This window comes from Streptococcus pacificus (assembly GCF_016481305.1).
In the GTDB taxonomy this organism is placed as follows: Bacteria; Bacillota; Bacilli; order Lactobacillales; family Streptococcaceae; genus Streptococcus; species Streptococcus pacificus.
Genome location: NZ_JAENBO010000006.1, coordinates 44,088 through 60,642 on the forward strand (window position 1 = coordinate 44,088; position 16,555 = coordinate 60,642).

Sequence of the window (16,555 nt, forward strand, 5' to 3'; positions counted from 1 at the left end):
ATTAAAATTTTACGGGCGTTGTGGTGCCATAGCGTTTAAAACATTATATTTCTTTTGCAGGTAATAACGGGCACCAAAAGAAATAGCAGCAATAATCAAAAGTCCTGCAAAAGACAGAGGAATATTAACACTTGCTGGTAAAAAGCTTGAAGAAGCTGAAACTACTAACCACAGCGCCATCGCTAGTGATAAAATACCAACTGTTTTTAAAAAGCTTGGTCTTTTAGATTTTGGTTTGCCGGTATGACGATAGATGCTATGATAAACAGCATACATGGCACCTCCACCACCAAAACCAATGAGAAGGAGAGATACAATACCAGTTGTCGCAGCAGCTGGGTTGACAAGGTTCATAACAGCATTAACAAAGGCAACAATGGCAATAAACAAGAAAGAAGTATCTAACCACATCAGCCATGGATTAGTATTTTTTTCAGCCATTTCTTTTTGTTTTTGCAAGGCTTGATCACTAAATTGACTTGCCCAAGTGGTTGGCGCACCAAGAAATGTTCTAGCAGGAACACCTTTTTTTTGTTGTTCTAATATCTGAGGAAGGGCGTCTTCAAGAATTGTTTTGATTTCCTCATCATTTTTACCATCTTTAATTAATTGATTGGTAGCAATGTGGATAAATTCTTGATTTTTCTTGGTAAGGTCATTGAGCATTTGCATGTGTTTTTCTCCTGTCTTTGTTTGTTAGAACCATTTTTTTCTGAAAAAATAAATGACAACGGATGCACTACCAATAGCAGCTAAGAAAACAATTATCCAAAAAGCTTGTGGCATGTCGTTTAAAGGGAGATCGTTGTCTTTGAAGTTCATCCCATAGGCAGAAAAGACTACCGTTGGAATATCAAGTGCCATTGTCATCAAGGCAAGGGTCTTCATGATTGTATTTTGGTTGTTTGAGATAATAGAAGCTGTGGTTTCTGTCATGGCGTTTAGGACGTTTTCATAGATGCCCGCCATCTCAATCGCCTGCTGGGTTTCAATCAAGGTATCTTCAAGAAGGTCTTCGTCTTCAACATATTTTTTTAAGCTACTATTGTGACTAGCTAGTTTTTTAACAATTCGTTCGTTAAATTTTAAAGATGCCTTAAGGTAGACAATGGATTTTTCAAGTTCCATCATGTCAATTAATTGTTCGTTTCTTGTCGCTCTCTCTAGTCGTGCTTCGATACGATCTGATTGACGGTCAATTGTCCTTAGGGCTGATAGATAAAGCTCTGCGTTACGATATAAAATCTGAAAAACAAAGCGTGTTTTCATAAAGGTATTGAAGTTTTTAACGCGTTTATTAAAGAAGTTTTCAAAGAGCGTTAATTCTTCCAAACAAGTCGTAATCACGGCTGTTTTTGTAATAATAATTCCCAAAGGAATGGTCACATAATAGGTCTTATTATTACGTTCTTCATAGGTAGGAACGTCGACTAAGATAAGAGTGTAGTCGTCTTCTACTGACACACGAGATGTTTCTTCCGCATCAAGAGGTGCACGTAAATCAGCAACATCAATATTGAAGGTTTCAGCTATACTAACCGATTCTTCCTGGGAGGGGTTGACCAAATTAATCCAAGCGCCTGGCTCAAATGTTTGAATTTCTTCAAATTGTGTTGCTCGTGAAAGAAACATTTGTTTCATCAGTAGCCCTCCTTAATCTTTTCATGTATTGTACTATTATACTACAAAATATCAATTTTGTGGGTAACTGATTAATAGAAATTTTGTTATAATAAAGACAATGCGATTGTAAACGCATTGCGAGATGAAAGAGAGTCAAATCATGCAAAATAAATTAATTATTCGTGGGGCAAGAGCTCACAACTTAAAAAATATCGACGTTGAAATTCCCAGAGACAAATTTGTCGTGGTGACTGGTCTTTCAGGTTCTGGTAAATCTAGTTTAGCCTTTGATACTATCTATGCAGAAGGTCAAAGACGTTATGTTGAAAGTCTCTCCGCTTACGCTAGACAATTTTTAGGCAACATGGATAAACCAGATGTTGACGCCATTGATGGTCTTAGTCCTGCTATTTCGATTGATCAAAAAACAACCAGTAAAAATCCAAGATCGACAGTAGGAACCGTCACAGAAATCAATGATTATTTAAGACTTCTCTATGCTAGGGTAGGGACACCTTATTGTAAAAACGGGCATGGACCCATTAAGGCTTCTTCTGTTGAAGAGATTGTTGATAAGGTTTTAGCCTTGCCTGAAAGAACACGCATGCAGATATTAGCACCCATTGTTCGAGGGAAAAAAGGACAACACAAGTCAGTATTTACCCGCATTCAAAGAGATGGTTATGTGAGAGTTCGCGTTAATGGCGAGATTCATGATATTGATGATGTCCCCGAGTTATCAAAAAATAAAAAGCATTCTATTGAAGTCGTTGTCGATCGTTTGATTAATAAAGACGGGATTAGAAGTCGTTTATTCGATTCGGTGGAGTCAGCTCTTCATTTTTCTGATGGGTATGTGATTATTGATACTATGGATGGAGAAGAGTTGCTCTTTTCAGAACATTATTCCTGTCCGATTTGTGGGTTTACAGTCCCAGAACTAGAGCCACGTCTCTTTTCGTTTAATGCCCCCTTTGGTTCTTGTTCAACATGTGATGGCTTAGGACATAAGTTAGTGGTTGATATGGATTTGGTGGTTCCAGATTCGCAAAAAACGTTAAGAGAAGGAGCAATCGCACCGTGGAATCCGATCTCATCAAATTATTATCCACAAATGCTTGAACAGGCTATGACAAAGTTTGGTATTGACATGGATACCCCCTTTGAAGACTTATCAGACGAGGAGAAAGATATCGTTTTAAATGGTTCAAAGGGACGTGAGTTTCACTTTCATTATGAAAACGATTTTGGTGGTGTGCGCGACATTGATATTGCTTTTGAAGGCATTTTAACCAATATTAACCGACGCTACCATGAAACAAATAGTGACTACACGAGAAATCAAATGCGTTCTTATATGAATGAATTGCCTTGTTCAGTCTGTCATGGGTATCGTTTAAATGACCAAGCCTTATCTGTCAGAGTTGGTGGCGAAAATGGTTATCATATTGGTGAACTGTCTGATTTATCGATTGAAAATCATCTGGCTATCCTTCCAACCCTACACTTAGAAAATAATGAGGCCATGATTGCTAAGCCAATTCTCAAAGAAATTACTGATAGACTGACCTTTTTAAATAATGTGGGGCTTAACTATTTGACCTTATCACGTTCTGCTGGGACCTTATCTGGTGGCGAAAGTCAAAGAATTCGACTGGCAACGCAAATCGGTTCTAACCTCAGTGGTGTCTTATATGTTCTTGATGAGCCTTCCATTGGTCTTCATCAAAGAGATAACGATCGCTTGATTGACAGTCTGAAAAAAATGCGAGACTTAGGCAATACCTTAATCGTGGTTGAACACGATGAAGATACGATGAGACAAGCTGATTGGCTAATTGATGTCGGACCAGGGGCCGGTGCATTTGGTGGCGAAATTGTTGCTTCTGGGACACCAAAACAAGTGGCCAAGAAGAAGAACTCAATTACAGGGCAATATTTGTCCGGTAAAAAGAAGATTCCAGTTCCTGAAAAACGCCGTTCAGGTAACGGTCAATTTATCGAGGTCACTGGTGCCAGTGAAAATAATTTAAAAAATATCTCTGTCAGATTTCCTTTAGGTAAATTTATTGCAGTGACGGGTGTTTCAGGTTCTGGCAAGTCTACCTTGGTAAATAGCATTCTAAAAAAGGCTATCGCTCAAAAATTAAATCGAAATTCTGATAAACCCGGTAAATACAAAACCATTTCTGGTATTTCTCATATTGAGCGTTTAATTGATATCAACCAAAGCCCAATCGGTAGGACACCAAGATCAAATCCAGCAACTTATACGGGTGTTTTTGATGATATTAGAGAATTATTCGCAAAAACCAATGAGGCAAAAATAAGAGGCTATAAAAAGGGACGTTTCAGTTTCAATGTCAAAGGAGGAAGGTGTGAAGCCTGCTCTGGTGATGGGATTATTAAAATTGAGATGCACTTTCTTCCCGATATTTATGTTCCCTGTGAAGTTTGCCATGGCAAACGCTATAATAGTGAAACACTTGATATTCACTACAAGGATAAAAACATAGCAGATGTGTTAGACATGACTGTTGATGATGCGGTAGATTTTTTTGCTAATATTCCTAAAATAGCCAGAAAAGTAAAGACCATTCAAGACGTTGGTTTGGGTTATATTACCCTAGGACAACCAGCGACAACTCTATCAGGTGGGGAAGCACAACGCATGAAGCTGGCTAGCGAATTGCACAAGCGCTCAACCGGAAAGAGCTTTTACATTCTTGATGAGCCAACAACTGGTCTTCATACTGATGATATCGCAAGGCTTTTAAAAGTCTTAGAACATTTTGTCGAAGAAGGCAATACTGTTTTGGTCATCGAACACAACCTTGATGTGATTAAAACAGCAGACCACATTATTGATTTAGGTCCAGAAGGTGGTGAAGGCGGAGGAACTGTGATTGCAACAGGAACGCCAGAGGAAATTGCTGCAGTCTCTGACTCTTATACAGGTCATTATTTGAAGGAGAAATTATATGGAAGAGAGAATTAAAAAACTTGAAGCAAAATTAGCACAAGCTAACATCGATGCTATTCTTGTGACTGGTCAAAAAAACATCTACTATCTAACAGGATTTTGGGGATCAGCAGGAACCGTTTTTATCAGTCAAAACCATCGCCTCTTTTTGACGGATGCTAGGTATTCTTTGATTGCCAAGCAAACGATCAAAGGCTTTGAAATTATTGAAACGCGATCAGCACTAACAGAAATCGTAAAAGTGATTGAAGGAAGTAAAATTAAGCAAATTGGCTTTGACAACCAAGTTTCTTTTGCTTTTTACCAAACTCTTAAAGAGCTTTTTTCAGCCTATGACTTACAACCATTAGGCAATTTCATCGAAGAATTACGCATTATCAAGGACGCCAGTGAGATTGCTTTGATTAGACAAGCCTGTCAGATTTCTGACCAAGCCTTTATCGATGCACTGGATTTTATTAAACCAGGGAAAACAGAACTTGAAGTTGCTAATTTTCTTGATTTTCGCATGCGTGAATTAGGTGCTTCTGGGGTATCTTTTGAAACCATTGCCGCTTCAGGCTATCGTTCCTCTATGCCACATGGCGTTGCGAGTCAAAAAGTCATTGAAACAGGAGAAACCTTAACCCTTGACTTTGGCTGTATCTACAACCATTATGTTAGCGATATGACAAGAACTATCCATATTGGTCAAGTGAGTGATGAAGAGCGTGCCATTTATGATGTGGTGCTTCAAAGCAATCAACAATTGATTGAAAAAGTCAAGGCTGGTCTTAGCTATCAGGATTATGATGGTCTTGCTAGAGAGGTGATTACCAAAGCAGGTTATGGCCCTCATTTCACCCATGGTATCGGTCATGGTATGGGCTTAGATGTACATGAATTGCCATTTTTTGGTAAAAGTGATAAGACACTAGAAGCTGGGCTGGTCATTACTGATGAGCCAGGTATATACCTTGAAGGCAAATACGGGGTTCGTATTGAAGATGATTTGTTGATTACAGAAAAAGGATGTGAAGTGCTAACCAAGGCTCCCAAAGAATTAATTGTTTTGTAGGAGGAAACATGATGGCAGAAAAACGTTTAACCTGGCAGGATTATTTTATGGCTAATGCCGAACTCATCTCAAAACGCTCTACCTGTGATAGAGCCTATGTTGGTGCAGTTTTGGTGAAAAACAATCGGATTATCGCAACAGGTTATAATGGTGGTGTCTCTGAGACGTCAAATTGTAGTGAAGTCGGTCATCAAATGGAAGATGGCCACTGTATTAGAACTGTTCACGCTGAAATGAATGCCTTGATTCAGTGTGCAAAAGAAGGAATTTCAACTAACAATACTGAAATTTATGTCACTCATTTTCCTTGTATCAATTGCACAAAGGCTCTTCTCCAAGCTGGTGTTAAAAAAATCACCTATAAAACGCCCTACAATCCTCATGCCTTTGCTAAAGAGTTGATGGCTCAAAAAGGTGTGCAGTATGTTGAACATGGTGTTCCTAAATTAACTTTGGGGGATGAAACCAACGAAAAATAAGTAAAATCATCATGATAAAATCTTGTATCACAGAAATATTGCCATAAAAATTTGAGACAATGGCTATTTTATGATAAAATGAGATGATAAATATAATTAATAAGAGGTAAAAAAATGATTGAAGCAAGTAAGCTTAAAGCAGGAATGACATTTGAAACAGCTGATGGCAAATTGATTAAAGTATTAGAAGCTAGTCATCACAAACCAGGTAAGGGAAATACTATCATGCGTATGAAGTTGCGTGATGTAAGATCTGGCTCTACTTTTGACACTAGCTATCGCCCAGAAGAAAAATTTGAGCAAGCTATTATCGAAACACATCCAGCTCAATACCTATATCAAATGGATGGGACAGCTTACTTTATGGATACAGATAGTTATGACCAATATGAAATCCCAGTAGCTAACATTGAAGAAGAATTGAAATATATTCTTGAAAATGCTGAGGTGAAAATTCAATTTTACGGGACAGAAGTGATTGGTGTGACAGTTCCAACAACTGTTATTTTAACCGTTACTGAAACACAACCATCAATTAAAGGTGCAACTGTTACTGGTTCAGGAAAACCTGCAACATTAGAGACAGGTTTAGTGGTTAACGTTCCTGACTTTATTGAAGTTGGTCAAAAATTAATTATTAATACTGCCGAAGGGTCATATGTATCTCGCGCTTAATCATTTAAGCAAAGAGACGTGATAGATATTTGAAAGGACAAAACTATGACAAATGAATCATTTGGAGAAATCGTTATTTCTCCGCGCGTGCTGGAAGTAATTACAGGTATTGCTGCCACAAAAGTTGACGGTGTTCATTCCCTTCACAATAAAAAAGTAGCTGACACTTTTAATAAAGCACATAGAGGGCGTGGCGTCTACCTTAAAACAGAAGAAAATGGTGATGTGATTGCTGATCTTTTTGTCTATCTACAATATGGTGTTAATGCACCATCAGTATCCATGGCTATTCAAAAAGCTGTGAAAGATGCAATCTATGATATGGCAGAAATTACAATTTCTCAAGTCAATGTCCACATTGTTGGTATTGTTCCAGAAAAAGCACCAAAACCAGATATGAAGTCCTTGTTTGATGAGGATTTTCTAGATGACTAATAGTATTAAAGATTCTAGAAGAGACTTGAGAGAACGTGCCTTCCAAGCGCTCTTTAGCTTGGAGTACGGTGACAATATAGAAGACGCTATTTCTTTTATTTATACCTATGATGAAAATGATAGTGAAATTGTTCAACAAAATGTCATTCCAGAATATCTTACAACTCTAGTCAAAGGAGTAGTTGATACCCAATCACAACTTGATCAGCTGATTGCAGAAAAATTAAAAGCAGGTTGGAGTCTTTCAAGATTGACTAAAACCGATAAGATTATCTTGCGTTTGGGCTTGTATGAAATTCGTTTTTTTGAGGACACTCCTGACAGAGTTGCCATTAACGAAGCTATTGAACTGGCTAAAAAATATTCTGATGTCACATCAAGTAAATTTATCAATGGGCTTTTAAGCCAATTTATTACAGAAAAGAAATAAAAAGTTAATACTTAAAAGTATTAGCTTTTTTCTTCTGAAAACTTGAAAAAATACTACAGTCTCTTCTTTAGCTTTTTGTGAATTTGTGTTAAAATCATAAAAAAAGAGAAAGAAGGAAACGCTATGGCAGAACCATTATTTTTAGAATCCGTCATGCAAGAAAAAATATGGGGTGGTTCAAAATTAAGAGATATTTTTGGCTATGATATCCCTAGTGAGCAAACAGGAGAATATTGGGCTATTTCCGCCCATCCCAACGGGGTTTCAGTGGTGAAAAATGGGCATTATGCAGGTCAAAAACTCGACCAACTATATCAAAATGAACCCAACTTATTTGGGAACCCTAAAAGTCCTGTTTTTCCTTTACTAACTAAAATTCTTGATGCCAATGATTGGTTAAGTGTTCAGGTGCATCCGGATAATGATTATGGTATGGCTCATGAAGGTGAGTTGGGGAAAACCGAGTGTTGGTATATTATTTCAGCTGATGAGGGCTCTGAAATTATTTATGGTCACAATGCCAAGAGTAAAGAAGAACTGGCACAAATGATTGCAGAGAAAAAATGGGATGATTTGTTGACTAAAAGACCCGTTAAAGCAGGTGATTTTTTCCATGTTCCAAGTGGTACCATGCATGCGATTGGTAAAGGGATCATGATCTTGGAAACGCAACAATCAAGTGATACAACTTATCGCGTTTATGATTTTGATCGTAAAGATGCAAACGGACAAAAACGTGACCTCCATCTACAAAAATCCATTGACGTGTTAACGATTGGAGAACCTAAAAACAGCCATCCGATCACTTTAAAGGCTGACCAATTAATAGCAACACTCTTAGTCAATGATGACTTTTTTGCTGTCTATAAGTGGGAAATTGATGGGACAACGACCTTTAAGCAGGTAGCGCCTTATTATTTGATTAGTGTATTGTCTGGAACTGGATCTTTAACGATTGATGGTGTGGTTTATCCTATCAAAAAAGGCGACCACTTTATTCTACCTAATCCAGTTAAAGAATGGGAAATCAGTGGGCAAGACTTAGAAATCATTGCTAGTTATAGCAATGAAGAGGAATAAATCAATGAACAAACTTGATGCCTTATTAAACTATTGTGATGGAGAACGCCACTACAATGATGGCAAATATTATCGTTTAAAATCTCACGATGATAATACTTATAGTTTGACCATTTCTGTTCCAGGATTTTGTGGTGAGAGTACCCCTCACCCCATGCTTAAATTCAACTATGACGGATCAACAGTAGATTTCATTTCTTATGTAGACTATGAAACTAACCCAATTAAATCTTTCTTTTTTAATAAGGAAAATGAAACATTTTTTAAAAAAGAATTCGAACGTTTAGTTGATGATTTTTATACTTTTTACTCTAATAAAATTAATTAAAAAACGAAGTTCTAATGACTTCGTTTTTTTAATGTCATCTTTAGTATTTCCCTGAATTAAAATAAGTCTGTTCATCACCTTGAATTCTTGAAATAGAGCGATTAATATGATAAAATAAACCGATAAGTGTATCGAAAGGAAAGATAATGGCAAATATTATACGTAAAATCATTGAAAATGATAACGGTGAATTAAAAAAATTAGATAAGCTAGCAAAAAAAGTTGAAAACTATGAAAACGAAATGGCTGCTTTGCCAGATGAAGCATTAAAAGCTAAAACAGAAGAATTTAAAGAACGCTACCAAAAAGGAGAAACACTGGATGATTTACTTCCAGAAGCCTTTGCGGTTGTTCGTGAAGCAGCAAAACGCGTTTTAGGTCTATTTCCATATCATGTGCAAATCATGGGTGGTATTGTGCTACATCATGGTGATGTGGCTGAGATGAGAACCGGAGAAGGTAAAACTTTGACAGCTACAATGCCTGTTTACTTGAATGCTCTTTCAGGAGAAGGTGTTCACGTTGTAACAGTTAATGAGTACCTTTCTACTCGTGATGCGACTGAGATGGGTGAACTTTATAGCTGGTTAGGGCTATCAGTTGGTATTAACTTAGCGGCTAAATCACCCGCTGAGAAACGTGAAGCTTATCTTTGTGATATTACCTACTCAACCAACTCAGAGTTTGGTTTTGATTATCTAAGAGATAATATGGTTGTTCGTAAAGAAGCTATGGTTCAACGTCCGCTAAATTATGCGTTGGTTGATGAGGTTGACTCAGTTTTAATTGATGAAGCGAGAACACCACTTATTATTTCAGGTGCTGAGAGTTCTGAAACTAATAAATTATACGATTGGACTGATCGTTTTGTTAAAACTTTAACTGAGGATGACTACATTATTGATGTACCGACAAAAACCATTGGTTTGTCTGACTCAGGAATTGACAAGGCTGAAGAATACTTTAAGTTAGAGAATCTTTATAATATTGAAAACGTTGCATTGACTCACTTTTTAGACAATGCACTTCGAGCTAACTTCATCATGACACTTGATATTGATTATGTGGTTAGTGAGAAAGAAGAAATTCTTATTGTTGACCAATTTACTGGTCGTACCATGGAAGGTCGTCGTTTCTCAGATGGTTTACACCAAGCTATTGAAGCTAAAGAAGGTGTGCCAATCCAAGATGAATCAAAAACTAGTGCCTCAATTACTTACCAAAACTTCTTCCGTATGTATAGAAAATTGGCTGGTATGACTGGTACTGGTAAGACTGAAGAAGATGAATTCCGTGAAATCTACAACATGCGCGTTATTCCTATTCCAACCAATCGTCCAATTGCTCGTATTGACCATTCTGACCTACTTTATCCAACACTAAATTCTAAATTTAGAGCGGTTGTTGCTGATGTTAAACAACGTTATGAAAATGAGCAACCTGTTCTTGTTGGTACAGTTGCTGTTGAAACAAGTGATTTGCTTTCGAAAATGCTTGTTGAAGCTGGCGTTCCTCATGAAGTGTTAAATGCCAAAAACCATGCTAAAGAAGCACAAATTATCATGAATGCTGGACAAAGAGGAGCAGTAACAATTGCTACCAACATGGCTGGTCGTGGTACCGACATTAAGCTTGGCGATGGTGTTAGAGAACGTGGTGGTCTTTGTGTTATTGGTACCGAGCGTCATGAAAGTCGTCGTATTGATAATCAGTTACGTGGACGTTCCGGACGTCAAGGAGATCCAGGGGAATCACAATTTTATCTGTCTCTAGAAGATGATTTAATGCGTCGTTTCGGTTCTGAAAGAATCAAGGCCTTCTTTGAGCGAATGAATCTTGATGAAGAGGATACAGTGATTAAATCACGAATGTTGACTAATCAAGTTGAATCAGCTCAAAAACGTGTGGAAGGAAACAACTACGATACTCGTAAACAAGTCTTACAATACGATGATGTTATGCGTGAACAAAGAGAAATTATTTATGCGCAACGCTATGATGTCATAACAGCTAATCGTGATCTTGGTCCAGAAATCAAGGCAATGATTAAGCGTACGATTGATCGAACTGTCGATGGACATAGTCGCAGTGATAGAAAACAAGCTTTAGAAGCTATCTTAACCTTTGCACAAACAAATCTTCTGCCTGAGGATTCTATTACCATGGCAGATATTGAAAACCTAAGTGACTCTGATATTAAGAAAGAGTTATACGAGAGAGCTGAAAAAGTATACGAACAACAAATTTCAAAATTGCATGATGAAGAGGCAGTGATTGAATTCCAAAAAGTATTGTTATTGATGGTTGTTGATAACAAATGGACAGATCATATTGATGCTTTAGATCAACTTCGTAGTGCTGTTGGCTTGAGAGGCTATGCTCAAAACAATCCAATTGTTGAGTACCAATCAGAAGGATTTAAAATGTTTAAAGAAATGATTGGTGCGATTGAATTTGATGTGACTAGAACAATGATGAAAGCACAAATTCACGAACAAGAGCGTGAAAAAGCACCAATTCAAGCACGTACAACTGCTGTGGCTAATATTGCAGCCAAAACTTCAGAATCAGAAGTGAAAGAAGACCTTTCTCAATATGATTTTTCTAATGTTGGTCGAAATGATAAATGTCCTTGCGGTTCAGGCAAAAAATTTAAAAATTGTCATGGACGTCAAAAAGTATAATACTTACTTTGGTAATAATACATAAAAAAGATGAGAAAGATTCGCAACCCATCATTACTGATAGGTGCGACTCTTTTTCATTAAATTTGTTATCTGACATTAAAAGAGGCTTTAACTAAGTTAGTAAAAATCTATTAATGTTTGGGAGAAAAAAGATGGGAATCCGCCAAAAAAGTGGCAAAATAGATATTAAAGAGATAAAAGCAACAACAACATTAACAGGTGAGTTTTTAAGAAAAAAACAAGCAAGAGACAAAGAATTAGCTAATATTATTCAAGGCAAAGATAAGCGTCTTTTGCTACTTATTGGTCCTTGTTCTTCAGATAATGAAGAGGCTGTTTTAGAGTATGCTAATCGTCTGGCAAAACTACAAGAAGCAGTTAAAGACAAGCTTTTTGTAGTGATGCGCGTCTACACGGCAAAACCAAGAACAAATGGCACTGGTTATAAAGGTTTGGTTCACCAACCAAATACCCAAGACCTACCCGATTTGATTAATGGGATTAAAATGGTTAGAAAATTACATTACCGGGTTATCACTGAAACAGGACTAACCACAGCAGATGAAATGGTTTATACGTCAAATTATCAATTGATTGATGATTTGGTCTCATACCATGCTGTTGGTGCTAGATCAGTTGAAGATCAAGAGCACCGATTCCTAGCTTCAGGCATTGATGCACCTGTGGGAATGAAAAATCCAACTTCTGGCAATCTTAATGTGATGTTTAATGGCGTTTATGCTGCCCAAATTAAGCAAAATTTTATCTATCATAATGCAGAAGTGGAGACAGATGGAAATCCTTTTGCCCATGTCATTTTAAGGGGTGCCATGAATGAGAACGGGCAACACACACCAAATTATTACTACGACTGTTTATTAAAGGTGATTGCACATTATGAGGACATGCATTTAGCTAATCCCTTTGTCATCGTTGATACCAACCATGATAATTCTGGAAAAGATTACCTTGAGCAAATTAGAATTGTTCGTCAAACCCTGATAAATCGTGATTGGAATGCTAAGATTAAGCAATATGTCAGAGGATTTATGATTGAGTCTTATTTAGAAGACGGTAGGCAAGATAAGCCTGAAATATTTGGAAAATCTATCACAGATCCTTGCTTAGGTTGGGAAAAAACTGAGTCACTCATCAAAGAAATATACCAAACTTTAGATGATTAATCTCTCTAGTTATGGTTAGAATGTAGAAGGTTACTATGATTATAGGACACGGCATTGATTTACAAGATGTCACGGCCATTCAAAAAGTGTACGAAAAAAATAATTCTTTTTTAAAGCGTGTACTAACTAGCCAAGAAGAAGCCGTTTTTCACCAATTGAAAGGAAAACGACAAATGGAATATTTAGCAGGACGTTGGGCTGCAAAAGAAGCTTTTGCTAAAGCTTTAGGAACTGGTATTGGTAAGGTGACTTTTCAAGATATTGAAGTACTAAATAATGCTAAAGGAGCGCCTTACCTCTCAAAATCTCCTTTTGCAGGTAGAAGTTTTGTTAGTATTTCCCATAGCGGTCAGTTTGTTCAAGCAAGTGTGATTTTGGAGGATTAAAGTGGTTTCTAGTTTACATCGGCCAACAAAGGCCAAGGTTGATTTACAAGCAATTAATGATAATATTGAAATTATCAAAGCGCATCTTCCTAAAAAGACACAATTCTTTGCAGTGGTCAAGGCTAATGCTTATGGCCATGGTGCTGTTGCTGTCTCAAAAGTTATAGAAAAACAAGTGGACACCTTTTGTGTTTCAACTATTGATGAAGGTATTGAACTGCGTCAATCTGGCATTAAAAAACCTATTCTCATTATCGGAGCCATTTTACCAAAAGATGTGACAATAGCTATTGAATATGATTTATTGGTCACTGTTGCAAGTTTGGAGTGGTTAGAAGCAGTTCAAAAAGAAGGTCTCTCTCTCTCAGGTTTATCTGTTCATATTAAAGTTGACTCTGGCATGGGAAGAATTGGTGTTAGGCATTTAAAAGATGCCAATCAACTGATAAAAGGACTCAAGGAAGCTGGTGCAAGCGTTGAGGGAATCTTTACTCATTTTGCGACAGCAGATGAAAAAGATGACAGCCAGTATCAGAAACAACTTGCTTTTTTTACGTCACTAGTCAATCAACTAGAAGAAAAGCCAGCCATTGTTCATTCGTCTAATTCAGCAGCGAGTTTGTGGCATACTGAAAGTATTATGACTGCTGTTCGCGTTGGTATTGCTCTTTATGGTCTTAATCCAAGTGGAGATGAAATAACCCTTCCTTACCCTTTAAAACCAGCCTTTAGTTTAGAGTCTGCTTTGGTGAATGTTAAAGAGATTTCTAGTGGGGCTTCAGTTGGTTATGGTGCGACTTACCATGCGAAACAATCAGAATGGATTGGAACAGTTCCTATTGGTTATGCTGATGGTTGGACCAGAGACATGCAAGGTTTTTCTGTCTTGGTTGACGGACAATTTTGTGAGATTGTTGGACGTGTGTCAATGGATCAGATAACCATTCGTCTGCCTCAATATTATCCTTTAGGAACCAAAGTCACCTTAATTGGTCAAAATGGTGAGCAAATGATTACAACCACTCAAGTGGCACAGCAACGAGAAACCATCAATTATGAAGTGCTTTGCTTATTAAGTGAGCGCATTCCTAGAGAATATAAGTGAAAATAAAGAAGAACTCTTGTATAATAGATATACAAGAGTTTTGTTGTAGTCAAGAGTAACAGAAGATGAGGTAACCATGGATTTAAAAGATAATGTGATGATGCTCAAAGGTTTAGGACCTAAATCCGTCGAAAAATTTAATACTCTGGGTATTTTTTCAGTGGAAGACCTGCTCTTATACTACCCTTTTAGGTATGAAGACTTTAAAAGCCGTTTGGTTGAAGAATTAGTAGATGGTGAAAAAGCAGTGATTACGGGAACTGTTGTTGCTCCTGCTAATGTACAATACTATGGTTTCAAAAAAAACAGATTACATTTTAAATTGAGACAAGGTGACGCTGTTATTGGCATTAATTTTTTCAATCAACCTTACTTGCAAGATAAGATAGTCGTTGGGAAAACGACAGCTGTTTTTGGGAAGTGGGACCAATTAAAATCCTCTCTAACGGGGATGAAATTATTGGCACAAGTTGATGATGACCTCCAGCCCGTTTATCATGTGGCAAAAGGGATTTCTCAACACCAACTCATTAAAACCATTAAACTAGCTTTTGATACAGGCTACGGACAACTCATCAAAGAAAATTTACCAGAGAGTTTACTAAAACGTTATCGACTTTTAGGAAGACAAGAAGCTGTTTTGGCCATGCATTTTCCAAAGGATATTGAAGAATATCGTCAAGCACTAAGACGTATTAAATTTGAAGAATTGCTTTATTTTCAACTGCAATTACAGGTGCTAAAAAAAGAAAATAAATTAGAAACAAATGGCTTAAGTTTGCCTATTAACCAAGAAAAAGTTAATGAAAAGATAAAAGAACTTCCCTTTCAATTAACAAAGGCTCAAGAAAAATCATTGACTGAAATTGTCGCTGATATGCGATCAGGCGCACACATGAATCGCCTTTTGCAAGGGGATGTCGGGTCAGGAAAAACAGTGGTTGCTGGCTTAGCTATGTATGCGGCTAATACAGCTGGTTTTCAATCAGCAATGATGGTACCAACAGAAATCTTAGCAGAACAACATTTTCAAAGTTTATCACAACTCTTTCCAGAAAATACCATTGCTATTTTAACCTCAGGAATGTCTGCTACTAATAAAAAAGCCACACTTGAAGCGATTTCTTCTGGTAACGTTCAAATGATTGTAGGAACACATGCCCTTATTCAAGAAGCTGTTACTTATCATCGTTTGGGACTAGTGATAACTGATGAGCAACACCGTTTTGGTGTTGAACAAAGACGAACTTTTCGTGAAAAAGGTGATAATCCAGATGTTTTGATGATGACGGCAACACCGATTCCAAGAACCTTAGCCATTACAGCTTTCGGGGAAATGGACGTTTCTATTATTGATGAATTGCCAGCTGGTCGCAAAAAAATTATCACGCGTTGGGTCAAACATGAACAACTACCAACTGTCCTATCATGGCTAGAAAAAGAAATCAAAAAACAAGCCCAAGTCTATATTATTTCTCCCTTGATTGAAGAGTCTGAAGCCCTTGATTTAAAAAATGCAGTTAGTCTGTACGAAGAATTAAGTCACTATTTTTCGAACAAAGCAAGAGTTGCTTTGTTACATGGGCGTATGAAAACGGCTGAAAAAGACGCTATTATGAAAGCATTTAAAGACCATCATACTGATATTTTAGTCTCAACAACAGTTATTGAGGTGGGAGTTAATGTCCCCAATGCAACAATCATGATTATCATGGACGCCGATCGTTTTGGTCTTAGTCAGCTTCATCAGCTTAGAGGACGGGTTGGTCGTGGTGAAAAACAATCCTACGCTATTTTGGTAGCAAATCCTAAGACTCAGTATGGCAAACAACGAATGACAATAATGACAGAGACAACAGATGGCTTTGTTCTAGCTGAGGAGGATTTAAAGCTGAGAGGTTCAGGGGAAATTTTTGGCACAAGGCAATCAGGTATCCCTGAATTTAAAACAGCAGATATTATTGAAGATTACCCTATCTTAGAGGAGGCGAGACAAGTAGCACAAACTATTGTCTCTCAAGATAATTGGCAAAATAATCCTGATTGGTCTGTTTTGGCTCTTAATCTCAAGACCCAGGAAACCTTTGATTAAACATTTGTGTG

Annotated in this window: 15 protein-coding genes; 13 read left to right on the plus strand and 2 right to left on the minus strand. The window is 37.3% G+C overall.

Translation table 11 applies throughout. The annotated features are described in order from the left end of the window. Nucleotides 1-9: 9 nt before the first annotated feature. Together JHK62_RS06920 and JHK62_RS06925 are read right to left on the minus strand one after the other, a co-directional pair. Entirely contained in the window at nt 10-672 is a 663-nt protein-coding gene (locus tag JHK62_RS06920) for a DUF1129 domain-containing protein (RefSeq protein WP_199576039.1), read from the minus strand. A 24-nt stretch (nt 673-696) separates the two neighbouring features. Beyond that, on the minus strand, nt 697-1,641 hold the full coding sequence (locus tag JHK62_RS06925; RefSeq protein ID WP_199576040.1) for a magnesium transporter CorA family protein: 945 nt from the start codon (nt 1,639-1,641) through the stop codon (nt 697-699). A 142-nt stretch (nt 1,642-1,783) separates the two neighbouring features. Between JHK62_RS06925 and uvrA the strand changes: the two genes are divergently transcribed. The 13 genes from uvrA (at nt 1,784) to recG (ending at nt 16,544) form a co-directional block, all read left to right on the plus strand. Then, on the plus strand, nt 1,784-4,621 hold the full coding sequence (gene uvrA / locus JHK62_RS06930) for an excinuclease ABC subunit UvrA (protein WP_199576041.1): 2,838 nt from the start codon (nt 1,784-1,786) through the stop codon (nt 4,619-4,621). Beyond that, complete coding sequence (locus tag JHK62_RS06935) at nt 4,605-5,663, plus strand: M24 family metallopeptidase (protein WP_199576042.1); 1,059 nt, start codon at nt 4,605-4,607, stop codon at nt 5,661-5,663. The genes uvrA and JHK62_RS06935 overlap by 17 nt, the downstream gene beginning before the upstream one ends. 11 nt (nt 5,664-5,674) lie before the next feature. Next, nucleotides 5,675-6,142 (plus strand): deoxycytidylate deaminase, encoded by a 468-nt coding sequence (locus JHK62_RS06940; RefSeq protein WP_199576080.1) that lies wholly within the window; start codon nt 5,675-5,677, stop codon nt 6,140-6,142. Nucleotides 6,143-6,256: 114 nt separating this feature from the next. Continuing rightward, on the plus strand, nt 6,257-6,817 hold the full coding sequence (gene efp, locus JHK62_RS06945; RefSeq protein WP_199576043.1) for an elongation factor P: 561 nt from the start codon (nt 6,257-6,259) through the stop codon (nt 6,815-6,817). Between the two features lie 45 nt (nt 6,818-6,862). Beyond that, the gene (locus JHK62_RS06950; protein ID WP_199576044.1) at nt 6,863-7,252 is read left to right on the plus strand and encodes an Asp23/Gls24 family envelope stress response protein; all 390 of its coding nucleotides are present in this window, start codon (nt 6,863-6,865) and stop codon (nt 7,250-7,252) included. Further along, nucleotides 7,245-7,682 (plus strand): transcription antitermination factor NusB, encoded by a 438-nt coding sequence (gene nusB, locus JHK62_RS06955; protein ID WP_199576045.1) that lies wholly within the window; start codon nt 7,245-7,247, stop codon nt 7,680-7,682. The genes JHK62_RS06950 and nusB overlap by 8 nt, the downstream gene beginning before the upstream one ends. A 123-nt stretch (nt 7,683-7,805) precedes the next feature. Further along, a complete protein-coding gene (gene manA / locus JHK62_RS06960; protein ID WP_199576046.1) occupies nt 7,806-8,762 on the plus strand; it encodes a mannose-6-phosphate isomerase, class I in 957 nt (318 codons plus the stop codon). A gap of 4 nt (nt 8,763-8,766) precedes the next feature. After that, the gene (locus JHK62_RS06965; protein ID WP_199576047.1) at nt 8,767-9,090 is read left to right on the plus strand and encodes a hypothetical protein; all 324 of its coding nucleotides are present in this window, start codon (nt 8,767-8,769) and stop codon (nt 9,088-9,090) included. Nucleotides 9,091-9,236: 146 nt separating this feature from the next. Then, the gene (gene secA, locus JHK62_RS06970; protein ID WP_199576048.1) at nt 9,237-11,774 is read left to right on the plus strand and encodes a preprotein translocase subunit SecA; all 2,538 of its coding nucleotides are present in this window, start codon (nt 9,237-9,239) and stop codon (nt 11,772-11,774) included. Nucleotides 11,775-11,929: 155 nt separating this feature from the next. Then, nucleotides 11,930-12,961 carry a 3-deoxy-7-phosphoheptulonate synthase gene (locus tag JHK62_RS06975; protein ID WP_199576049.1) on the plus strand — a complete coding sequence of 344 codons (1,032 nt, stop codon included), beginning with the start codon at nt 11,930-11,932 and terminating at the stop codon, nt 12,959-12,961. A gap of 35 nt (nt 12,962-12,996) precedes the next feature. Continuing rightward, on the plus strand, nt 12,997-13,347 hold the full coding sequence (gene acpS, locus JHK62_RS06980) for a holo-ACP synthase (protein ID WP_199576050.1): 351 nt from the start codon (nt 12,997-12,999) through the stop codon (nt 13,345-13,347). Between the two features lies 1 nt (nt 13,348). Beyond that, the gene (alr, locus tag JHK62_RS06985) at nt 13,349-14,452 is read left to right on the plus strand and encodes an alanine racemase (protein ID WP_199576051.1); all 1,104 of its coding nucleotides are present in this window, start codon (nt 13,349-13,351) and stop codon (nt 14,450-14,452) included. 76 nt (nt 14,453-14,528) lie between these two features. Beyond that, nucleotides 14,529-16,544 carry an ATP-dependent DNA helicase RecG gene (recG, locus tag JHK62_RS06990; RefSeq protein ID WP_199576052.1) on the plus strand — a complete coding sequence of 672 codons (2,016 nt, stop codon included), beginning with the start codon at nt 14,529-14,531 and terminating at the stop codon, nt 16,542-16,544. Nucleotides 16,545-16,555: the final 11 nt, after the last annotated feature.